This is a genomic window from Salinicola sp. JS01, from assembly GCF_030284585.1.
GTDB lineage: Bacteria > Pseudomonadota > Gammaproteobacteria > Pseudomonadales > Halomonadaceae > Salinicola.
Genome location: NZ_CP127244.1, coordinates 2,183,396 through 2,203,404, shown reverse-complemented (window position 1 = coordinate 2,203,404; position 20,009 = coordinate 2,183,396). Strand labels below are relative to the sequence as shown.

Here is a 20,009-nt window from a genome sequence, read left to right as displayed (position 1 = left end):
CATGGCGGGGGGAACCAATTTAAGGCGTTTTACGAGTTTTCGAAAACCAAAAGGCTAAGCGCGATTTTGAGTCAGTCTTGACTCTCGCCGGTTTCCTTTGCTCTACGCTGGCGAATCTGATGTTCCATCGCGTCAATATGTTTGCGACTTATCAGTGCAGGTAACTGAAACGAATACAGCACTCCAAGAGTCGTGCTAAATAGAAGTCCTCTTTCTAGCCAGAATTGAGACCAGGTTGGCCAGTGGTCATCCAAGCTAACGACAAAAGATAAAACCAATGTAATCAAATAGATATGAAAGATTACAGAGTACTTGAGCAGCTCATTTTTTATCAGCCGGAGGTAATAGGTATCCTGTTTCCAGTTGCGCCCTCTCAAGACTCGATCGTTGGCGACGATTGCCATCACGGCGGCTAGAAAACCAGCAAGAATCGAGAACACCGTGACCAATACGGTCACAGCATCCTCGCTCTTGTGGAACCAGGGCTGCAGTGCCCAAGAGGCTAATGCTGCCAGCGCGACGCTCGCGGCAACATAAAGCACTTTCTTGCGACTGGTTTTGGGTGTCGTTTCGCTTATCTCTGCCATGCGCCTCTCTGGCGTAGCTCTTGCCTGAAGGTTTGGAGCTCGGCCCAGACCTCGATATGGTCGAGATCGTTCTGGCCTTCCTTGCGGCCTAACCGCACCTGCTTTGTCAGGATCACGTCACCTGATCGAATTTCGTTACCCTGACGGGTTTTGATCACGACCTCCGAATCGTCGGGCATTTCGTCGATCACGTCCATCGCAGCATCGTCTAGGGTCGTCAGAACAATGGGTTCTGCCCGGCTACCTCCTGCTGGAGCGATCGTGGTGGTGATGTTGAATTCGCCCCAGTGTCCAGCAAGCACAGCCCTTTGCTGATCATCTTCAGTCTCTTCTGCGAACAGCCCCTGGACTCCACGTCGGAATCGGCGCCATGCACCAGTGAGTCCTTGAAGTTCTTCGCCGTCTAGTTCACGAGTTGCTGCGTAGAGCGTGCCCTTGAGTTTCATCTCTCGCACGCCCTCCTGCTCGAGCGTCCTGCGCTTCTCTTGGTTTGACGCCGGCTCGAAGTCAAAGGTCTGGGTGTTAGGAGGTAAATTCGCTTGGCTGAAGAGGTCCCGTAGATATCTTGCCACCATGCTATAGCCACGCATCGCTCCGTCTGTGCAGATGATCAGCTCGTCTTCGTCGATCAGTACAAAGGCGTCAGCTAGTTTGAAAGCCCGATCTGCTGGTGGTGCCTCTGGAGCGTCGACGTCATGGGCTGTGGCAACATCTGCGCCGAATGTGCCCATAGATTCACCCGGGGCGCCTGCACCGATCGCAATCCTGAGAGGCTCTGCTGCATTCTCCCACGCCGCATGCCGCTGCCTGACTCCGACCACGCCCATCGTTCGAATTGCCACTTTCGTGTCTGCGACCCTTGGAAGCTGTTGCAGCGCTCGCCTTACGAGGCTGGCAAAATTCTCTTGGGGTCGGTTATTGCGAGTATAAACGGCGCGGACATAATGAAGTCTTTTGCTAGTCGGTCGACGGGCCATGAGATGTTCCTGCGTGCGATGTGTGGTGTGTTTTTGTATCTTCTAATGCACGGAAATGTCTATGGCAGATCTCCTACATCCTACATCGAACACCCTCTCAGCGGCGCATCTAACCCCCGTCTAACGCCCTTAGACACCTTTCGGCGGGCCAGCGTAGCGCCCAGCGCTACGGAACGCTTCACAGCGCCTCACAGGCGGCCGGTCAAAAATCCCTCCGCAGGTAGCCGGAGAGCACGTCGAGGATCTCCTCGCGGTCCTCATCGGAGACCCCCAGGAACGGTCGGCCGGGGATGTCGCCCCAGAGATGCGGGAACTCGGCCTTGTCGCCGCCGTAGTGCTGCATGGCTGCATAGATCATTGAGCTACCCCATTCCAGGGCGTCGTCGCTGGCCGCGTAGCTGATCTGGCGAGCGAGCTGGTGGCTCTCTCCTTCGAGAATGCGCGAGTGCCCCTTGCGCTCGACGGTGGTCTCGGAGAGCGGTGCCCAGGGTGTGCCGTCCGGGGCTTCCTTGTCCTGGAAGCGCTCGTGCGTCGACGCGACCATCGCCTCGCCGATCGCCTTGAAGGCCGGTGCGAGCCGCATCGCGCGCTGCTGCATGGCGTTGAGCGCCTGCAATACCTGGTCGTCGTCGAGGGCAATGGACATGCTCTGTCTCCTGGGCGCTGGTCTTGATCGTGCGCCGTCAGCGGCGCAAACTGAGTCTACGAGTGCGAGAGGCCAACATTCGTCTGGCGTACCCAGCGCATCGCGCTGATGAGGTATCTGGGGATGACGAACCAGCCTCGCTCTCTTCCTACCAGCAGTCCTATCTCAGCCGTTCCATCTTGTTTCTCACGTTGCGCTCCGCCGCCGACTCCTTGACCTTGAACAGCGTCAGGAAGTAGTTGCGCTTGCCGTCCTGCGTTCGCTTGAGCGCGGCGCGATACGTCACGCCGTCCACCGTCAGATAGATCAGCCGGCCATCCTCGCCCGCACGGCGGTAGACCTCGCCCTGGTCCAGCAGTGTCTGCACGCGCCGGTAGTCGGTCAGGCCGATCTCCGGGTGCTTCTCGATATGTGCCGCCAGGCTCGCTTGCGAGAGCAGCACCGTGGGTGACTCCGCGCCGAGGATCTCGCGCTCGACCGGGGGGACCACCGCGATGGGGAACTCGCCCTGGATCTCGCCGGCGAAGAAACGGCCGAACAGGTCGCTGGCCACCAGGTCTTGGACGTTGAGCCTGGCCACGTTGGCCTCGACCGTATCCAGTCGACTGAGCCGAGCCGCGACGGCTGTCTCTGCCGCGCCTTTGCCGGGGGCGTAGTCCCAGCCCGGTTGCACGCCCTTTGGCACTTCGGTCAGCTCACCGGTGCGGTCGTTGACGTGCTGGGTCATGCCATCGCTGGGCGCGGTGTCCGGCCCGGTGCGGCCGCTGCGCTCGAGCTGGCGCCGGCTCATGGTCTCGACGCCGCAGTTGCAGCCCCAGCCATTGGGCGGCCAGTGAGTGTGGAACCAAGGGTCGCCGGCGGGTAGCACCAGGCCGTCCCAGCGCTGGTGCTGGATGCGCGGGTTCTCGACGGTGTTGTGAACGTAGCGCCAATACGGCCGCGCGCGGACCACATCGGGGTCGGTCATCTGCTGCCAGCGACCGGCCATGTAGGACGTGTCCATATTGGTCTTGTAGATGACGCGGGTTCGCCACGCGGTGCCGGCCTTGGAGCCTTCGCCGGTCCAGCCTGTCCAGCCGCGTTTGGCGACGATCTCACGGAACTGCTTTCGGAACTCGCCCAGGCTCTGGCCGTTGGCGATGGCGTCGTCGACGGCGGCGCGCAGGTCGGCGAGCAGATCCGCCTTAGTGGCACCGGCGACGACGAAGGCCTTGTCATGCTCATCGCGCCAAAGATCGTCCCAGCGCTCGCTGGGCAGGCTCTGCTTCTGGCGGAAGTAGGCGACCTGCTCGGCGAACGGCCGCCGGAACATGGCGCTAAGCGTCGGCATCGGCTGCTCCGGCTTCATCGCTGACGGTCGAACGTCCGGCGAGGTTGGCGGCCAGGAACGCCTGGCCCATCACCTCGGCAAGCTGGTTCTCGTCCAGGTCGCTAAACGCCTTCAGGATGTCCGCCTGGAGCTGCTCGAAAGACTCGGCCCGATCGACGATGGCCTGGAGCTGATCCACCCAGCCGTCCACCACTGGCTGCGCGTCGCGCTCGAGCACGGCGGCTGCCGGCTCGCGGTAGTGCTCGGGCTGGGCGGGTGTCGGTGCCGCTGGTGCTTCACGCAGGGCGGCCAGGCCCGGTGGCCGTCCGGTTGACCGTAGCACAGCCTGACTGAATGGCTGGGGTTGGGCGCGGGGCGTCAGGATCTCGTCTTGCTCGGTCGCCTCGGGGATGCCGGTCTTCTCGTGCAGCCACCAGCGCGGAATCCGTGCTCCCATATCGACCAGCGTCGGTAGCGTGCTGGCGAGCGTCTGATAGTCCTCGGTCTCGCCCATATCGAGTATGAAGCGCGGCGCGCGGCGGCGACTGTCGATGTTGAAGTTGAGCGCCGCCAGCGGCCACAGGATGTCGCGCTGGATGGTGCCGGCGTACTGGCGGATGTCGGAGCGTATCAGCGATGCCTGGCCCCGCTCATGGACGTTGCCCAGGGCGTTGGTGTTGGTGCCCTCGCCTGTGCCGGAAGTCAGGGTGCCGCCCAGGATCGCCTTGGCCTTGGCGCGCTCGCACCAGTGAATCATCGACTCGAACATATCGGCGCGGCCGCCGGCAGCTTCCATGAACTCGATGGCCATCCCTTCGGGGATGATGCCGGCGGCGTCCTTGCCCATCGAGACCACGGCCCGCAAGAGCGTCGCTTTCTCCTGCTGGGTCGCATTCTTGGGGTACTTGCCGACCCGCGCCGGCAGCCCGTAGATCTCGAGCAGTTGGGCGAGATCGCCGAGGGCGTAGTTCTGGAACAGATAGGGCCAGACCAGCATCCGACCGAGGCCCATCCGCGCCACATAGCCTGGCTTGGCCCGGTGGCGGTGCTGCACCCAGCCCAGCGCCCAGAGGTCGGCGCCGTTGTTGGAGCTGTCGCGCAGCGTGATGCGGTTCTGATCCTCGCCATGTAGCCGAAACCACGAGTGCGGGCGTAGCACGGGCTGCTCGATAAAGCGCTGGCTGCCGTCTCTAGACCAGGTCAGCTCGAGGTTGGCCCAGCCGTGGCCGATGCCGGTACCCAGCTCCAGGATGAGATCCTCGACCTCGATCCCGTCGAACACCTCTGCGGCCTGGTCGGCGGCGCGCTTCTCGGCAGCGCTGGCGTTATCCGGCGGGACGATCTGCCACTCCAGCTCGGCGGCGAGCTGGCGGCGCTTGCCCAGGTCCGCGCCGATCTGCGGGTCTTTCTCCTCCATGTCGTCGAACAGTTCGGATTGGCTTTTGAGGTCGCCCTGTTCGGCGCCTTCGAGGATCTGGTGCAGCTTCGCCGGCGTCAGCCCGCGCGAGGGGTGCTCGGCGAACTCGCGCTTGAGGTTGCCGACCGTGGAGCGCTCGCCCTCGTCGGTCTGCTGGCCGTCCAGGGCGCGGGACTGCTCGTCGCGGCCAGTGCCAAACAGGGCGCGTAATCGTTGTGTCAGGCTCACCAGCCACCCCCTAAACCATCATGTAAGTCGCCGATGTCGTCGTCATCGGCCCAGTTCGAACTGCCGGCCTTGGGGACGGCGATAAAGTCGATCACGGTGGTGTCCAGCTCGGCGGCGTGGTCGGCCAGCACGCAGGCCATGGCGCCATCACCGTGGCGCTCGCCACTGGTTTTACCTTCCGGCAGGCGGGCAACGCCGCGTACCAGCTTGAAGGCGCGGTGGTCATCGATCAGGCCGTCATCCTTGGGAATGGTGATCGAGCCATCCTCGAAGCGAGCCTTGTAGCGGGGCATGCGCTCGCGGTACCAGTTCTCGGTAGCCATTACCTGGTCCACGATCGAGCCCCATTCATCTGTGGCTGACTCGCCCATGTAGGCGCCGTTGCCTCGGCTATCGATCGCCACGCCACACAAGCGCGGTAGCGCGTTACCGATGGCGAACAAGACCTGCTCTTGCTGCTTGAACGGTACGTTGTGCATTTCCATCAGGAACGGCACGGTGCGGTGTAGGGTTTCGCCTATCTCCATGGGGGCGATGACCGAGAGGTCACCGCTACGCGCGAAGTCCTGACCCAGAGCGTGCTGGCGGCGCGGGTCTAGCGCGGCCAGTACGGGCTTGAGATTGTCGGTGATCCAGTCCGCCATCTCGGCGGTGCGCAGCGGCTCCGGCATGGCGTTGAATTCGCGGGTGCCGTTGAAGCGCAGCACCGGGGCAGGCGCCATGCACGCCTCGATCATGACGCGGGTCAGATAGCTGCCGCCGCCCTGAGCGGGGATGCAGAACAGTTCTTCGTCTTCGTTGGGCCTGTAGCGGTTGATGAGCTGCTGCCGCCACTGGGCTTCCCCCTCGCGCGTCCAAGGCTGACCGGTGACACGGCAGATCCGCTTGTAGAACCCATCAGCCAGCGCGTCGTCCAGATCGACCCGGTGCAGGCTGTAGTCGTAACGCCCGGCGCGGATGTCGTTGATCAGCTCGTTGAACGGGTTCTCTTCGCCATTGTGGGTGCTGATGATGCGTATCTGGCCGCCCCAGATCGTCATGGCCATCGCCGCTTTGAGCAGCTCCTCGATGTCGTCAACGAATGCCGCTTCATCGATCACCAGACGCTCACCGGGCCGACCTTTACTACGCAGGTTGCGCGGGTTCGAGGTGAACGCCTGGATCTGGTGGCCGCTGTCGAACTTGATGGTGTAGCTCAGAATCTGCTTGTCTTCGGCCTCGATCACCGACTCTTCGATCTGGCCAGCCGCCGCCTGGTACGCCTTGGCCCATCCGGCGCAGTCTTGAATGAAACCCTGGGTCATCTCCTTGTTGTAGGAGATGTAGTAGACGTTGGCGCCAGCGGCGGACGCCGCATAGAGCACGTCGTCTGCGGCCTCGCCGTAGGAAAGGCCAATGCGGCGCGACTTCTCGATGACCTTCACGGGCGAGGTGTCGTTTACCCAACGCTGCTGATAGGGAAGCAGCACGCTTTCGGGGGCATGGCTCACGACATGCCCTCCAGGATCGCCGCGCGCAAGGCGGCCACGCCGTCGCTGGAAAGCCCTTGGGCACGCCCGGCCGACTCGGCCTTCTCGGCGGCTTCGCGGGCCACTTCCAATCGCAGTTCCTTGGCCCATTTCTTCTGGCTCAAGCTGACTCGGCCGATATCGGCCAGCGCCTTGGTCACGCTGCCGAGCTGCTTGGCGGCTTTGGCCGGATCTTCCTCAGCCTTGCGCATGGCGATCGAGATGCGCAGCAGTTGGTCCTGGACGATCCGCGCGGTGGCATCCAGCAGCGCGCCGGATTCATCCTCCTGCTCGGCCGTCAAGGCGCGGGCGAGCTCCGTCGTCTTGCGCACGTCGCCCATCGCTTCCTCGAACTCCTGCTGGAGGTCGGCGCCGTAGCGGGCGACGCTGGATCGGCTGATCTTGTAGCCGTTGGCCTCAAGCCACTCGGCGAGACCGGAGTAGTCGGCAAAGCCAGAGCTGACGAGCTTCTCGTTCAGTTCGTCGCGGATCTCCGGCGGTAACTCATAGACCTTGGAGCGCGGGGGCATGGGCTCAGGCCTCCGGCAACGGCTGCGCGATGCCGGGCACGCGGGCGAGGCCGTTGGCGACATCGTGGCCACGGGAGGTCAGCGTCACGATCCACCCCGCGCGTGGTGCCTGGGTGATGACGAGACCTTGCTCCTCGAGCCAGGAGAGATCGGCGCGCAGGCGGTCGCGGCTGACGCGGTGGGCGTAGGCACCCACCAGCTCATCGTTGAGCGAATATTCGTTGGTGGTGTACTGGTTACGCCGCGCGAGAATGCGCAGGATCGCCAGCCGCCGGCTCTCGGTCTCGTAGTCCTGGAAGCTCATGTGCGGTTGCCTCGCTCGTTCATCATGTAGGTATGCATGCGGTCGACCAGTTGCCCCTGCGCCTGCTGAGTCGCCTGGATCTGCGCCAGCAGTTGGTTGGTCTTGGCCTGTTCGGCGCGCATCTTTTCGATGTCACCACGGCTCGGCAGTGACTCGACCTGGTGTTCGAGAGAGGTCATATGGCGCTCCACATCGTCGATGCGGGCATCCATCCGGCGAATCGCCGTTTCGCTGGCTCGGGTGCGATTGAGCCACCAGAGACCGGCGGTAAACGCCAGCACTGACAGCCCCTGGATCACATCCCAGAGCACCTTGGCCGCATCCCAGTTGATTGGTCCCATCGGTTCCTCTGCGTCTGCGCGTTATGGATTCGGAGCCAGCGCCCGCGCCTGGCACTCCTGGCTCCGTTGATCGACTTGGGCCAGTCTTAGCCAGCCTCGTGAGCCCCACTGGTGCAGGGCGGTGATGTAGTTGCCGACATCGCGTTGGGAATAATCGCCGAGTGGCTTGGCCGGCTCTGCTTCACGCTCGGTCATCCCAGCGGGGATCGCGCAGACCACCACCGGCGGCTGGTTGTCGATCACCGGCGGCGGCAGGGCCGGTGTGCTCTCACAGCCGACCAGCAGTGCGATACCGGCTAGGGCGATAGCGCGCTTCATGGCAGATCCTCGATCGCCTGGCGTAGCACCGGGGCCACCGGCGCGTCGTCCGTGTCGGGCGCTAGTTCGATACGCTCACGCAGGGGCAGGTAGCGCTGGTCGAGCGTGTCTAGCTGCGCGTTCAGTGCGCGGGTGGCGGTCTCGCCGGCGGCGCGCTCCTGGCGCTCGAGGTTGAGTTCGCGGGTGCGCTGAAAGGCGGTGTTCATCCATGCATCGCGATCCCGCTCGGCGTCTTTTGCGGCCTGTTTGGCATCGGCAAGGTCATCGCGTAGGCCGTCGACCTGGTGTAAGTGCCACCAGACGCCGCCGGCCAGCGCCACGACGATGGCCGCAGCCAGCCAGGCTTTGAACGGCACCGCTGCCAGCAGCCCTCCGAGACGGCTTAGAAGCGATAGCACGGCGACCTCCCACCCCAAGCGCTGACGTACTGCGGCGTGTAGCGCAGCAAGATGCGATCGACATAGTCGCGGTTCTCTCGCCGCGCCCAGCCGGCGCGGTGGGTGTGCTCGGCGACATGCCCCCACCAGCGCTCAGGGTCATCACCCGCCGCGCGGGCGAGCTTCTGGTCGCGCCAGACCCAGCCAAGGCCGCCGTTGTAGCCGGAGAGCGTCATCGCCCAGCGCTGGCAGGCATCGGCAGCATCCACGCGCTGCCAGATCCAGCGGTCATAACGCGCCATCGCGCGCATCGCCCAGCCGGGCGAGTACGGCGCCGCCTCGCCCAGGTCGGGATAGATCTCGACAATTCAGGCGCTGGTGCTCGGCATGAACTGCGCCAGGCCTTGGGCGCCGGCGTGACTATCGACGTCCGGTCGCCATCCACTCTCCTGTTGGATCTGCGCCGCATGCACGGCTACGTTGCCATCCAGCCCCCAGGTCTGCTGGACGACGCGGGTCAGCTCGCGCTGATAGCGCTCGGCGGCCGCGGGCGGCTGCCAGGCCCAGGCGGGCTGACAGCCGGCGAGCAGCGCCAGCGCGGCGATGATCAGCGCGAGCTTCATGCTTCGGCCTCGCGCTGCTGCTGGCGGAGATGGAGCGCTTTGCAGTGGGCGGCAATGCGCCGGTAGAGCACCAGCCGCTCGAGGCTCTGTTCGAGGCCCTGCGAGGCGTGCGGGTCGCGCTGGCCGTCGATCAGCGCCGCGGCACAGTCCAGTGCCAGCGCGTAGCTATCGCGCAGCAGTTCGGCGTCGCGGCAAGCCGGGCTGGTCTGCATGGGCGCCGGCATCGGGCTCGGCGGCGGTTTGGGGGAGTCGGCCGGCGGCGTCGCATCGGGCCGCGTATCCAGCACCTGGCGGCCGGCTGGCGTCACGACCCAACCATTGCCCCGGAACGTGTCTTCCACCGCTTCGAGCCAGCCACGCTCGGTTAGCTCTACAAGCTGCCGCTCGAGGCGTTCGCGCCCGCTGGTGGTCGCGACGTCGAGCGCCACGGCGACCAGCCCCGGCGGGCACGGCCCGCGCCTGGCCTGGCACTCGGTGCGGATAGCCGTGAGGATCTCGCGTTGACGCGAACTCATCACACGCCCAGCCCGACAGCGATGGCCACTGCGGCCATCAAGATCGCGCGACGGATCGTGGCAAGTGACGCCTGCTCGCGCATATGCCGCTCGGCGCCCCAGATGCGCTGCTGGTTGTAGCTCTGGCTTGACTCGAACAGCCGGTGCGGCCGGGCATAGTGGAACACCCAGCGATCCAGCCAGTATGTGATATAGAGCGCCCAGAAGATCTTGGTGAGCGACCACACCAGCAGACCCACCTGCTGGGGGTAGGCAAGCCCCACCGCGGTGGTGGTGACGATGGCCAGCAGCAGGCACGGCCACAGCCGTAGCGAGCCCTTGAGTTTGGTAAGTAGCGTGTCGAACACGGGGCGTCTCCGTCGGTCTTGTCAGAATCGATGCGCGTGCGTGAGTTCTGACGGTACCGGCGGGGCGGGGTGAGGTGAGTTTCAGGCGTTTTACGAAAAACGCCCACCGGTGGTGGGCGTGGGGCTTTTAGATGGCGCTCCGGCGGGCGGTCCGCTCTGGCGCTCTCACGGCATTATCGCTCGCAAGCGGCGGGTGTAAAGGGCATCACATTTCGGCCTTGATTCGGCTCAGATGACCGTTGAGCGGGTTGTAGTACCAACGATGTGCGGCGTTGATCGGCTTACCGCAGTAGATGAAGTAGAAGCTATCCCCCGTGACGCGAGAGAAACCGCCTCCTTCGCGCATGACTTCAGCCTGGCAATCATCCTTGCCGCTCAGCTCCTGGATGGCCAGGGCGAACTCGTTCTTGTAGGTGTCGCTGTCCTGCGAGAGCGCCGCGATCGATAGCGACTCTTCCATGCTGATTTGGTCTTTACCACCGCACCCTGCGAGCCCGCTGCCCAGGGCAGCGATGGCGACCATCGTCGCGACCGTCCTCTTCATCGTTCTTCCCCTCTATCTGTGTCAATACGAGCGCCTTTGGGATTGGCCCAATGGGTGGAGAACTACGAGCGAACGGCCGGCCAGAATTTGCTAGGGCACTCTTCCATGTATTCGAGCATGAACTGGATTGGCTGGCCGGAGCTGATCGATAAGGTTCCATCCGGGTAGTAAATGAACTTCCTGTATCCGACATAGGCGCCAAAGCCATTCTTGCCGTTTACCTCTCCGCATACGGTGTCCGAGTGATTGACTCCTTGGCCGCCCACGACATTCCTGAACTTGGCGGAGTCGGGGTCGCGCAGCTGATTGGCTACGGCTTTTTTGGCTTCCTTCTCAAGATCGGAGTCGCACCCAGCGAGCGCGCTGCCCAGGGCGGCTATAGCGACCATCGTCGCGATTGTCCTCTTCATCGTTCGTTCCCCTGCGTATCGTTCTTAGAACAGTGCCGGCTGATACCGGCGCCGGTGTAGGTCGCGCTGCTCGGCGATGATCGCGTAGACGTGCATCTCGCTGAGCTGGTGGCGACGTGCCAACTCGGAGACGCTGCCACGGGTGCCGCTGAATGTCTCGAAAATCTCCCGATCGCGCAACGCCGTTTCTAATCGCTTGCCGCGGGGCAGATAGAAGGTCTGACCGCCGTGGTGGGTCGAAAGTACCCGCACGACCTGGAATGCGATATAGCGCGCCTGCTGCTCGTCGGCACCGGCATCACGGAAGCGCTGCTCGACCACATGCAGCAGGTCAGTCAGCTTCTGCGGCCATTTGGAGATGATCTCTGGGTCTGCCATGTGCTCCAGGGCGTCGTCGGGGATCTCGGGGAACATGTCATGGTTATCGTTCACTGATGGACCCTCCAATGCCAGTGTCTTGAATCATCTGGTGCAGTCGCTGGCGGTTCCTCGCCGCCTGCTCGGGCGAGAGCTTGGGCCGCCCGAGACGTGACTGCTGCGGGCGCTCCGGCATAGCCTCGAGCAGCGCCCGTGGCGCGGGCCAGCGATTGATGCTCCCGGCTAGACGCTGGAACGCAGTTCTCAGTCGTCGAGTGTCAAGGTCCGCATCCCAGCCGATCGACCGCGCCCAGAGCGTGTCGACCCACGCCTGCTGGGTGTAGGCGATATCGTCCTCCCAGGGGGCGTTCTGTAGGCGCAGCACCACCAGCCGGGCGAGCCCCTGGGCGATCTCATCGCGGAACCACTGTGCAGGCTGGCCGCTCATTGCTGCCTCCCGGCATCCAGCACAGCGAGGGCGCGGGCGACGCCTTTGGCCGGGCGCGTCGCCGTGGATGCCGGCAGCGCACTACTGGCCTCGGCGCGGGCACCCAAGCTCTCAAGGACGCGCTTCAAATAGTTGTGATTGGTGAGCGGCTTGTTCTCGCCGCTATCGCGCTTGGCGCGGATCGCTTCGACGGTCTCGGAGAGCGCCGCGCCAACCAGGCTGGTATCAGCGGCGAGTGCTAGCGCCTCACGGGCCAGCCGGAGCTGGCGCTCGTAGGCGGTGCTGCGGCTCTTGCCCCGGAACAGGCCAAGGTAGGCGACCAGCGGCCGCGAGACCTCGCGCGGTAGATCGGCAAGCACGCCCATCAGCTCGCGCAGCGCCTCGTCCTCTGCGATCTGCTCGAGCGTGAGGTGCGTGTGGCACGCGGGGCAGCGGATCTCTTTCATTGGCCTCTCCGGTTGGCGTCGATTACTAGGCCCTGCATCAAGCGGATCAACTGGTCATCGTCCAGCCAGTCGACACGGTCGGCGCCGAACATATGCTTGGCCATGCCATCGGCGTAGGCCCAGGGGCGGCCGGCGTCTGCCAGCAGCGCTTCGACCTTGCGCATCACGGTGGCTCGGTTGCGCGGCGGCCTCGGCGCTTTTCGGCCTGCCTTGCTGGCCGGCTTGGGCTTCCAGCCCAGGCGCTGAAGTTCATTGATCACCGCACCGACGTTGCGATTCGTGAGCTGTTTGGCACTGCTGACGTCGGCAACGCGGCCGAGCAGTGCGCGGTACTCGTCGTCGGAGAGGCCCAATTGGCTCTTGGCGATATGGATCTGGGCGAGCTTGCCGCGATGGATCATGACGACCTCCCGATCAGTTGACGTCTGACGGCCTGGCACCAGCCACCGCATGGCTTCCCCTCGTTGCCTTTGGCGTGGCAGTCGAACTGGGCGCGAGCACGGACCGATTCGGCGAAATCTCTCTGGGTGTGCAGCGATCGAGAGGCATCGGAGCCTTTGCGCGCTGCGCAGCCTTCGCACATCGGTACCGCCTGGCGCATCGCTTGGCGCAGGCGCTGACGCGAGAGCGTCTGACCCGGCTTGGGCTGATAGCTCAGGCAAGTGACGGCCGCGCCGGGATCTGTCACCCAGCCACCTGCCGGCCACTCGCCGCCGTCCTTCATTTCGATCATGCCGTCGATCACGTCGCAGCCGCCGAACCGGGCGCAGTGCATGCAAAGGCCGTCGACGAGACCTTTCCACTCGGCATTTGTAGGGGCATAGGGTCGTCGCTCAGTCATATTCCTCACCAGTCGGCTGCTCATCAGTGCCGGGCCACCACGCCCGGCAGACGCCCCGGCGGGGGCGTTTCGCTCATGGGTATGGCGAGGTCTGGAGCTTGCTAAGCACCTCGCGGGCTTGTTCGATTTCGTTCTTGCAAAGCAAAGGGGGGCTCGGGTCCGAGTGGAGAGCGTCCAGTAGCTCCTGCGTTGCCTCTTCGAGTTCCTGGCAAAGCGCCAGCCGGTTGCCGTCGAAGTCGATCGCCACGACGCTGCCATCCTGAAACTTCATTCCGGCGGGATAGCTCGGGTCTGCGTCTTCTGGGTAGCGCACCACGATGGTGTGTTCGGTCATGCTTTGATCTCCACGAGCGCCTCACAATCGGCCCGGACGTCCGTGCCCGTCCGCCAAACGTTGTGCGCCATCACTCTGGACCCGGCCCACTCGACGAACCTGACCAAGGCTTCGATCTTCTCTTCCATTGATTGAGCTTCTGGAACACCAGACACCAGCAGAGTGGTGTTGTCGTAAGCAAGCCGAGCGACAACCTCCACCTCGGTTCGCAAAACCTTCGGCGGACCGGACGCGATCTCGATGGCGCCTGAGGGTGTCCCGACTCCCAGGCCGATGTGGCCGCTGGCGTAGCAGTAGGCGCGGTAGCGAGTACGCATATCAGTTCACCTCCGATTGATCTGTGGCGTGCGTGATGTGGTAGCGATAGCGGACGCCGGCGGCGACATCGCTATCGCGCAGGTAGTCATTCACGACGTCTACGGTGTCGCCGTAGACCTTCTGGGCGACCCGTCTAGCTGCCTCTTCGTGGCTCCAGGCACAGGTGGCACGCTGACCTTGGAGCGTGGCGGCATAGCCGCCGATGGCGTCGCGGACGCGGACGGTGGCGGATTTCATCTCATACCCCCGCGATATCGAGGCTGATGGGGCGGTACTGGTCGCTGTTGCCGACCCGTTCATAAAGCCGGATGTAGCTCTTGGAGCCGGTGACCTGGACCGCGTCACTAATGGCGTCCATGGCGCGCTGCCAGCGCTTGTCGTCGATATCGAGCCGACGCAGGCCCAGCACTTGCCCGGTGCGGATGTTACCGGCCTGGTCGACGCGGAAGGCGTCCTGCACGATGGTGGCGATCTCGGGCCGGGCGTCTTTGGTCCACTCGCGCAGGCACTCGTCGATCAATCCCTTGGCGGCCTGCAGTCGCTCGTCGAAGCTGATCGACTCCTGAATGGCGCGAACCACCTTGTAGCGCCCATCGAATGACACGAGCTGGACGTTGCCTTTCTTGCCGCCGATCTGGACGTCGTACTCGCTGGCGGAGGTCTCGACGAACTGCTCGATCTCGCTGAAGGCGTCACTCTTGTAGTCGCGCAGCTCGTCCCGGAGCTGGTTGGCGCGATCGACCAGCGACAGCACCAGCTCGTCGCGCATCTGGTCGATCGGTTTGATCTGGGATTCGGGGATCAGCCGGCCCTTGGCGTCCTGACGGAACCCGGCGGGGATCTGCTGCTCTTGCTTCAGTTGCGGTGTGGTCATTGATGGCTCCCGATTTGCTCTTCGCGTTTGATGTCTTGGCTGACCGCCTCAATGGCGGCCATGTAGCGCGCGGTATGCGCCCCATACAGGCAGACCAGCGCCGCGAAAGGCTCGAACTGGTGCCGGCGGGTGATGGCCACCGCGACGGTCGGTGAGCGCTCGGCGCCCATGTCGTGCAGCAACTCGCTGACACTGGCGCCGCCGATCTCGTCGGTGTCGATCAGCCGCAGAATGGCGTTGGGTGTGGTCATCTCAGGCACCTCGCTTGCTGAAGTCGCCGTTGTTGCGACGGTTATGGCGGTGGTGGCGCATGGGCTCGATCGCGGCGCCGTTCTGGCGCGGCATCTGCTCGGTGGCCTCGACCTCGGCACGCAGCCCGGCCAGCAGCTCGCCGATATCGACGATGTCGGCGGGGTCGATCCAGGGCCCGTGGGTCGGCGCGGCGTGCTGGCGCGGCAGGACGCCGGTGTCCTGCTGCTGCCACAGCCGCAGCGCCGCGGTTTGCTGCGCCGGCAGCAGCGGCTCCGGCTCCAGCGCTAGGCGCTCGAAGCGGTCGACGTTGGCGAGGTATTGCTCGAGGTTCACGCCGTGTCGATTGAGCCGCAGCAGCACGAAGCGGTCGGCGTAGTACTCGAGCTGTTCATCGTCGATGCGGATCATGAGTCGCCCCCGTTGTCAGGGTGGTGTGGGCACTGCTGGCAGGCGCGCCAAGCACGCATGGCCATCGGGTTATGGGTTGGTGTCTCACGTTCGCGGTAGCGCCGACACTGCTGGCTATCGATCTCCACGCCCTGGGCCGGGCAGGTCATCCGATCCAGCGCCTCGATCACCCGCTGTTCGACACCGGTCGTGTTCGGGCTCGGATAGCGGTTGGCGAGTGCCAAAGAGACCGCCGAACGCGACATGCCGATGCGCTCGGCGGCGCGGGTCATGTTGGTTGCCTCGACCTCGGCGGCGAGCAGTTCAACCCAGCGCGGCGGCTCGGCGCCCCAGACGGAGAGATCGATGGATTTACGAACGGCGCTCATGGCTCACCCCCTTCGATCTTGGTGACGCGGGTGTAGACGACTTCTTGCGTGTTGGGGTCGTAGAGTTCCTTGGTGCGGCGGATCTGCGGGGCCATCGGGCCGGTCCAGCGCCCGCTGGCGAGGCGATACCGCGCCGGCAGGTTGGCGCCGCCGGCGCGGGTGATGTGCAGATATCCCGCCAGGGCCAGAAACTGGCAGTACTCCTGGGCGGTGGTTTCGGCGACGGCGCGGCGGGGCGTTGTCGCTGCCTCGGCCAGTTGCGCGGCAGTGAACTCGCCGATGATCTTGATCGTGCGCCAGAGCTGCTCGCGGCCCGGTACCGGCGGCTCGCTGCCGTCGCGGCGTACCCGCGGCGCTTCGACGCCGATATCGCGGATCAGCCGGTACTCGGCGACATCGCCAATGCCTTTGGTGGGGTTGATGCGCTCGATATAGCCGGCGGCGATCAAACCGCGCAGGTAGTCGACAACGCGTGTCCGGGGCATCTCGGGCACGAAGGTGTCGAGCCGGGCCATGGTCACCGGCCGACCGCTGTGCGCGATCAGTCGGATGCCTTCCCAGATCCGCTGGCGACTAGGCACGTCGCCGGCGAGTGTCGATTGCGGTTTACGCTTGGCCATGCTCAACCCCTCCGCGCCGGCGGCTGACCGGTGTGGATCTCGCGCTCGCCCCAGGTGGCGGCGTCGACGCGGTCCCAGCCGTTGGCCAGCGCTTCTTGGTGGATCTGGTAGAGATTGACCGCGACCCGGCGCAGGCAGCCGCGCACGCGGTCGTTGACCAGGAAGAGCAGGTCGTCAGCGATCTCGATATCGGGGTAGCTGCGCGCCGCCAGGGCGCTGACGTCATCCAAACTCGCGGGCTCGGCGGGCACCCATTCGAGCACGCGGTTATGCAGGCGCTCGAGGCGACCCATGGAGGCGGGCACACGCTCTTCACCGATCAAAATGATCGTGCCCTCGCTCGCGTTGTAGAGGTCGGTCAGCACGTTGGCGGCGGCTTTATCGATGACGTACTGGACGTCGTCGACGATCAGCGGACGGCCCGAGCGCGAGAGCTGCTCGGCGATCTGGTCGACCATCTCCGAGATGGTCTTGGCCGGGATCACGCCGATCTCGCGAAGGATCGCCAGCAGGAAGGCTTTCTTGGTCCAGGATTCGCGGCACTCGACGTAGTAGGCGCGGTGCTGGTTGGCAGAGAATGAGGCGGCGAGTGATTTGCCGTAGCCGCTGGGGCCATACATCACCACCAGCCCCGGCAGGCCCGTCGGGCGGCTCGCGGCGCGCTCGATGGCGGCGGCGAGAAGGGCCACATTGGTGAGTGGTACAATCGCATTGACGCTCATATCAGTTCCTTATTGCTGCGGGTGTCATGGGCCGTGGTTCAGACGGCCCGCCGGGTGCGGGTGGGTTGCCGCCCACTCGCATCCATCTCGCTATCCATCACCTTGGCGATGGCCTTGAAATCAGAGTGATTGCGGTAGTGCTCATGCCAGCGCTGGGCGTCCGCCGGCAGCGCTTCCCCGGCTTGTAGCTGGGCTTCCAATCGATACCAGAGGCGATAACGCGCCACCTTGTCCTGCGGGATCTGGAACTTGGGCTCGTCATTGGCGAGCTGTTTGGCACTGGCGCGGGCCTCTTCGACGCGGCGGGCGTTGCTTTCCGGGCGAGCGGACTCGACGCGTGTCAGTTGAACGTCGCCACCGGTGAGGGTCTTGGCTTTGCGCACTAGCCTGTTGAGCTGGCCCTTCTCACGCTTCTCGGCCGCGCGCTCGATCATCGACTGTGGCATCGCCGGGGTGGCGTTGCCGTCGAGTATCGCTTCGCCAATCCACTCCCCATCCAGGCTGTAGATACCCACGGCGCCGGTATCGCGGTAGTCCCAAGCGACGCGGATCTCTTCGCCGTGGAAGTCGCGCAGTGCGTCGAGGAAATAGAGCCCGGAGTTGATGCGAACTTCGCCGCGATGCGTCTTGCGGGTCTCTTGCGGGCGCATCAGTGAGGCGACCACACCGGCGGGAGCGGTCAGCGCTTCAAACCCTTCGGCCTCCGCCGACGTCCACGCTTCCATGGGGCTGCGATGACGCAGATTGCCGGTATCCAGATCGCGGATTTTCGGCAGGCCACGATGCGGACGGTGGTTGTATTGATCGATCGCGCTGCAAAGGCTGTCGTAGAACGCTTGGAATGTCGGGATCTGCTTGGGCTTCAAACCGGCGGCAATGTCGCGACGTGATAAACGGTGCGCGCGAGTACCCGCTTCCTTATCCATATCCGCGCCGATGTAACTCGGCAGGGTTTTAGCGAGTTGAACCAGGATCGAGCGGTGGGCGCGTTCGATAACACCGCGGGCTTGTGAGTTATAAGGCAGCGAGTGCGTAATCGTGCCGCCTAGGCGGTCTACGACTTCATAAACAGTGGTGTTGTCAAAGCCGCTGCCGTTATCGACATAGAACAGGTTAAACATGCCGGCGCGGCTGACCGCGTCGCGCAGGGCATCCAGCGTCGCGAGGGTCGACTCGGCAAGGTTCAGCGCGAAGCCGACGATGCGACGGGTGCCCCAGTCGATCACCAGGGTGATTTCGGGCCGGAATGCTTGCCCGGTCAGCGGGTTGATCACTTCGGCGTCGAAGGTGTGACCGTCGGCGACCCAGCAGTCGTTGGGCCACAGAGTGTCTGCCTTGCGGCGCTTGAACGGCTGCAACGTCTTGAGTTCATGGGCGCCCATGCGGCCGCGCTCGCGGGTTTCCGGCGAGAGCTTCGCCAGCCAGCGGCGCACCTGGTGAATAGAAGGATGCGGCGGCTCGGTCTGCTCGACCAACTGCTGATAAGCGGCTTCGACGGTGGGCTTCTGCGGGCGCTGGTAACGCTTGAGTAATTCCCCGGCCCATGCCGGCACGCTCATATCGGCTTTCTGCCGCTTCGGCGCCAGCCCGCGTTCGCCGTGCTTCTTGTAGTCAGCGATCCAGCGCTTGAGGGTGCGCTCACTGAGCGTCCGCGTGGCGGTCTTGCGATCGTTAGCTAGCACCACGCGCTCGGCGAGATACGGCGAGAGGTCGTCAGTCTCGGCCAGCGTCAGCAGCGTTTGGATGGCCCGCGCCTGGGTGACGTGCTGTGTCATCCGCTGGATTTCGCGCACGAACGCCACGCGGGCACCCATCACCCGGCGCTGTTTCTCGGTCAGCGCGCGCTGCTCGGGGCGTTCGGCCTCGGCGGGCTCGTCAGACGCGGTGACCGTTTCCGGTTCTGCGTCCGCGGCACTGCGCATCAGCAGGGCGTTTTGGGTCTCTGCGGGCAGAACCGCGAAGGCGTATTCGACCGCTTTGGTACCCAGGCGGCGTTGACCTTCCCATGCATGGCGTTTTGCGTATGCACGCACGTTCTGCGGTGTGCCAGGAACACCAGGTAGGCCGGCCAACTCGTTAGCGGTGAACCAGCCGCGTGTGAGGGGAGCGTTCTGATGGCTCATGCCTCTTCTCCCATCAGTTGCTTCAGCTTGCGCATGTCCGCCTTGAGCTGATCCATCATTTGCTGGCGGCGTCCGTATTCCGCGGCCAGCGCTTCGCGGCCATAGGCAACTCGACCGCCGCGCTGGTGGACAAGCCAATCGGTAAAGGCGTGACTGCTGCACACCTCTTCGATCAGCGGCACGCGATAAAAAGGAATGTTGTGATCGGTACGAGCCGGTGAACTCCAGGCGTCGAGCATGTTCTTGCTGACGTCATCCCCCGAGAGGCGGCTCATCTGCGAGGCCACTTCATACCGATCAATGGGGCAGTCTTTCAGCACTGCGCCGACCAGCTCGCTGACTTGGGCGCCGTAGTTGCCACTGCCAGGCGCAGGCACCACCGGCGTGGGGACTTCGAAGATGTCTAGCGTCTGAGTATCTCGAACACGCCGCATGTTCACGCCCCCGTAACAACTTGCCGATGCACGGCGTTAGATGGCGCGTTAGAATCCGCGCAACACTTGGCAACACATGACCCACGCGCGGCTTTCCGCGACTCGGCACGATTGGGCCGCTGGCGGTGCGGTGTACCATCGGCGTTCCACCGCTCCGGCCAGATGACCTCCGGTGGGATGCCTATGGTGCTGGCGAGAGCCCGCTCCATCCGTGGATAGGGCTGCCGCTTGACCGAGGTCAGCGTGCCAAGCTCGACGCCCAGGCGCCGTGAGAGCTCTGCGAAGCTCGAGCCACGCGAGCGGATCTGATACTTGATCCACTCCCAGCGGGCCGAGGGGTTGGTGGGGATGTCCAGTTTCACAGCGTCACTCCGTGGCGTTTTTTCTGGCTGTCTAACCCTGCGTTGTGAGTAAACATATCTCGGAATTCCGCACTCATCAAGCGTTATTCCGAGCGTTTCTTTCTGTTTTTAGCGCGAGGTG

34 protein-coding genes and 1 other RNA gene are annotated in these 20,009 nt (G+C 64.1%); all 35 read right to left on the bottom strand.

Translation table 11 applies throughout. The features are described from left to right. Positions 1-71 precede the first annotated feature (71 nt). The 35 genes from QO259_RS10055 to QO259_RS20270 all read right to left on the bottom strand — a co-directional run bounded on the left by QO259_RS10055 (position 72) and on the right by QO259_RS20270 (position 19,888). Positions 72-587: a hypothetical protein gene (locus QO259_RS10055; protein WP_285952705.1), complete on the bottom strand. Its 516-nt coding sequence runs from the start codon at positions 585-587 to the stop codon at positions 72-74. Beyond that, complete coding sequence (locus QO259_RS10050) at positions 575-1,318, bottom strand: hypothetical protein (RefSeq protein ID WP_285952704.1); 744 nt, start codon at positions 1,316-1,318, stop codon at positions 575-577. Before QO259_RS10050 ends, QO259_RS10055 begins: the two co-directional genes overlap by 13 nt. Positions 1,319-1,766: 448 nt before the next feature. Further along, on the bottom strand, positions 1,767-2,210 hold the full coding sequence (locus QO259_RS10045) for a phage virion morphogenesis protein (RefSeq protein WP_285952703.1): 444 nt from the start codon (positions 2,208-2,210) through the stop codon (positions 1,767-1,769). A 160-nt stretch (positions 2,211-2,370) separates the two neighbouring features. Continuing rightward, positions 2,371-3,540 (bottom strand): phage head morphogenesis protein, encoded by a 1,170-nt coding sequence (locus QO259_RS10040; protein WP_285952702.1) that lies wholly within the window; start codon positions 3,538-3,540, stop codon positions 2,371-2,373. Then, a complete protein-coding gene (locus QO259_RS10035; RefSeq protein ID WP_285952701.1) occupies positions 3,527-5,164 on the bottom strand; it encodes a DUF935 domain-containing protein in 1,638 nt (545 codons plus the stop codon). The genes QO259_RS10040 and QO259_RS10035 overlap by 14 nt, the downstream gene beginning before the upstream one ends. Next, positions 5,161-6,654: a terminase large subunit domain-containing protein gene (locus tag QO259_RS10030; protein ID WP_285952700.1), complete on the bottom strand. Its 1,494-nt coding sequence runs from the start codon at positions 6,652-6,654 to the stop codon at positions 5,161-5,163. The genes QO259_RS10035 and QO259_RS10030 overlap by 4 nt, the downstream gene beginning before the upstream one ends. After that, complete coding sequence (locus tag QO259_RS10025; protein WP_285952699.1) at positions 6,651-7,202, bottom strand: DUF3486 family protein; 552 nt, start codon at positions 7,200-7,202, stop codon at positions 6,651-6,653. Before QO259_RS10025 ends, QO259_RS10030 begins: the two co-directional genes overlap by 4 nt. Before the next feature lie 4 nt (positions 7,203-7,206). Continuing rightward, positions 7,207-7,506, bottom strand: coding sequence for a VpaChn25_0724 family phage protein (locus tag QO259_RS10020; RefSeq protein ID WP_285952698.1), 300 nt, complete (start codon positions 7,504-7,506; stop codon positions 7,207-7,209). After that, positions 7,503-7,847 carry a DUF2730 family protein gene (locus tag QO259_RS10015; protein WP_285952697.1) on the bottom strand — a complete coding sequence of 115 codons (345 nt, stop codon included), beginning with the start codon at positions 7,845-7,847 and terminating at the stop codon, positions 7,503-7,505. The genes QO259_RS10020 and QO259_RS10015 overlap by 4 nt, the downstream gene beginning before the upstream one ends. Positions 7,848-7,868: 21 nt before the next feature. Then, positions 7,869-8,165: a flagellar basal body L-ring protein FlgH gene (locus QO259_RS10010; RefSeq protein WP_285952696.1), complete on the bottom strand. Its 297-nt coding sequence runs from the start codon at positions 8,163-8,165 to the stop codon at positions 7,869-7,871. Then, on the bottom strand, positions 8,162-8,563 hold the full coding sequence (locus tag QO259_RS10005) for a hypothetical protein (RefSeq protein WP_285952695.1): 402 nt from the start codon (positions 8,561-8,563) through the stop codon (positions 8,162-8,164). The genes QO259_RS10010 and QO259_RS10005 overlap by 4 nt, the downstream gene beginning before the upstream one ends. Next, entirely contained in the window at positions 8,548-8,844 is a 297-nt protein-coding gene (locus tag QO259_RS10000) for a hypothetical protein (protein WP_285952694.1), read from the bottom strand. Before QO259_RS10000 ends, QO259_RS10005 begins: the two co-directional genes overlap by 16 nt. 66 nt (positions 8,845-8,910) lie before the next feature. Further along, positions 8,911-9,165, bottom strand: a complete 255-nt coding sequence (locus tag QO259_RS09995) for a transglycosylase SLT domain-containing protein (protein WP_285952693.1) — start codon at positions 9,163-9,165, stop codon at positions 8,911-8,913. Then, a complete protein-coding gene (locus QO259_RS09990) occupies positions 9,162-9,680 on the bottom strand; it encodes a hypothetical protein (protein WP_285952692.1) in 519 nt (172 codons plus the stop codon). Before QO259_RS09990 ends, QO259_RS09995 begins: the two co-directional genes overlap by 4 nt. Further along, on the bottom strand, positions 9,680-10,027 hold the full coding sequence (locus QO259_RS09985) for a putative holin (protein ID WP_285952691.1): 348 nt from the start codon (positions 10,025-10,027) through the stop codon (positions 9,680-9,682). Before QO259_RS09985 ends, QO259_RS09990 begins: the two co-directional genes overlap by 1 nt. A gap of 205 nt (positions 10,028-10,232) precedes the next feature. Then, positions 10,233-10,571 (bottom strand): hypothetical protein, encoded by a 339-nt coding sequence (locus tag QO259_RS09980; RefSeq protein WP_285952690.1) that lies wholly within the window; start codon positions 10,569-10,571, stop codon positions 10,233-10,235. Between the two features lie 62 nt (positions 10,572-10,633). Next, positions 10,634-10,981, bottom strand: coding sequence for a hypothetical protein (locus QO259_RS09975; RefSeq protein ID WP_285952689.1), 348 nt, complete (start codon positions 10,979-10,981; stop codon positions 10,634-10,636). A 24-nt stretch (positions 10,982-11,005) separates the two neighbouring features. Continuing rightward, on the bottom strand, positions 11,006-11,413 hold the full coding sequence (locus tag QO259_RS09970; protein ID WP_285952688.1) for a Mor transcription activator family protein: 408 nt from the start codon (positions 11,411-11,413) through the stop codon (positions 11,006-11,008). Continuing rightward, the gene (locus tag QO259_RS09965) at positions 11,403-11,786 is read right to left on the bottom strand and encodes a hypothetical protein (RefSeq protein WP_285952687.1); all 384 of its coding nucleotides are present in this window, start codon (positions 11,784-11,786) and stop codon (positions 11,403-11,405) included. The genes QO259_RS09970 and QO259_RS09965 overlap by 11 nt, the downstream gene beginning before the upstream one ends. Further along, positions 11,783-12,232, bottom strand: a complete 450-nt coding sequence (locus QO259_RS09960; protein ID WP_285952686.1) for an HI_1489 N-terminal domain-containing protein — start codon at positions 12,230-12,232, stop codon at positions 11,783-11,785. The genes QO259_RS09965 and QO259_RS09960 overlap by 4 nt, the downstream gene beginning before the upstream one ends. Next, positions 12,229-12,633, bottom strand: a complete 405-nt coding sequence (locus tag QO259_RS09955) for a gp16 family protein (RefSeq protein ID WP_285952685.1) — start codon at positions 12,631-12,633, stop codon at positions 12,229-12,231. Before QO259_RS09955 ends, QO259_RS09960 begins: the two co-directional genes overlap by 4 nt. Next, on the bottom strand, positions 12,630-13,097 hold the full coding sequence (locus QO259_RS09950; protein ID WP_285952684.1) for a hypothetical protein: 468 nt from the start codon (positions 13,095-13,097) through the stop codon (positions 12,630-12,632). The genes QO259_RS09955 and QO259_RS09950 overlap by 4 nt, the downstream gene beginning before the upstream one ends. Further along, positions 13,084-13,148, bottom strand: an RNA gene (locus tag QO259_RS09945) — hammerhead ribozyme type II. The genes QO259_RS09950 and QO259_RS09945 overlap by 14 nt, the downstream gene beginning before the upstream one ends. Continuing rightward, positions 13,147-13,407 (bottom strand): hypothetical protein, encoded by a 261-nt coding sequence (locus tag QO259_RS09940; RefSeq protein WP_285952683.1) that lies wholly within the window; start codon positions 13,405-13,407, stop codon positions 13,147-13,149. Before QO259_RS09940 ends, QO259_RS09945 begins: the two co-directional genes overlap by 2 nt. Beyond that, on the bottom strand, positions 13,404-13,724 hold the full coding sequence (locus QO259_RS09935; protein ID WP_285952682.1) for a host nuclease inhibitor protein: 321 nt from the start codon (positions 13,722-13,724) through the stop codon (positions 13,404-13,406). The genes QO259_RS09940 and QO259_RS09935 overlap by 4 nt, the downstream gene beginning before the upstream one ends. A gap of 1 nt (position 13,725) precedes the next feature. Continuing rightward, positions 13,726-13,962: a hypothetical protein gene (locus tag QO259_RS09930; protein WP_285952681.1), complete on the bottom strand. Its 237-nt coding sequence runs from the start codon at positions 13,960-13,962 to the stop codon at positions 13,726-13,728. A 1-nt stretch (position 13,963) separates the two neighbouring features. Beyond that, a complete protein-coding gene (locus QO259_RS09925) occupies positions 13,964-14,599 on the bottom strand; it encodes a DUF3164 family protein (RefSeq protein WP_285952680.1) in 636 nt (211 codons plus the stop codon). Continuing rightward, the gene (locus tag QO259_RS09920; protein ID WP_285952679.1) at positions 14,596-14,850 is read right to left on the bottom strand and encodes a hypothetical protein; all 255 of its coding nucleotides are present in this window, start codon (positions 14,848-14,850) and stop codon (positions 14,596-14,598) included. The genes QO259_RS09925 and QO259_RS09920 overlap by 4 nt, the downstream gene beginning before the upstream one ends. Position 14,851: 1 nt before the next feature. Beyond that, entirely contained in the window at positions 14,852-15,259 is a 408-nt protein-coding gene (locus tag QO259_RS09915; protein WP_285952678.1) for a hypothetical protein, read from the bottom strand. Further along, entirely contained in the window at positions 15,256-15,627 is a 372-nt protein-coding gene (locus QO259_RS09910; RefSeq protein WP_285952677.1) for a helix-turn-helix domain-containing protein, read from the bottom strand. Before QO259_RS09910 ends, QO259_RS09915 begins: the two co-directional genes overlap by 4 nt. Further along, positions 15,624-16,247 carry a hypothetical protein gene (locus tag QO259_RS09905; RefSeq protein WP_285952676.1) on the bottom strand — a complete coding sequence of 208 codons (624 nt, stop codon included), beginning with the start codon at positions 16,245-16,247 and terminating at the stop codon, positions 15,624-15,626. The genes QO259_RS09910 and QO259_RS09905 overlap by 4 nt, the downstream gene beginning before the upstream one ends. A 2-nt stretch (positions 16,248-16,249) precedes the next feature. Continuing rightward, a complete protein-coding gene (locus QO259_RS09900) occupies positions 16,250-16,969 on the bottom strand; it encodes an AAA family ATPase (RefSeq protein WP_285952675.1) in 720 nt (239 codons plus the stop codon). Positions 16,970-17,007: 38 nt separating this feature from the next. Next, entirely contained in the window at positions 17,008-19,092 is a 2,085-nt protein-coding gene (locus QO259_RS09895; protein WP_285952674.1) for a Mu transposase C-terminal domain-containing protein, read from the bottom strand. Beyond that, entirely contained in the window at positions 19,089-19,526 is a 438-nt protein-coding gene (locus QO259_RS09890) for a hypothetical protein (protein WP_285952673.1), read from the bottom strand. Before QO259_RS09890 ends, QO259_RS09895 begins: the two co-directional genes overlap by 4 nt. Positions 19,527-19,528: 2 nt before the next feature. Further along, positions 19,529-19,888 carry a helix-turn-helix domain-containing protein gene (locus tag QO259_RS20270; RefSeq protein WP_353057325.1) on the bottom strand — a complete coding sequence of 120 codons (360 nt, stop codon included), beginning with the start codon at positions 19,886-19,888 and terminating at the stop codon, positions 19,529-19,531. Positions 19,889-20,009 lie beyond the last annotated feature (121 nt).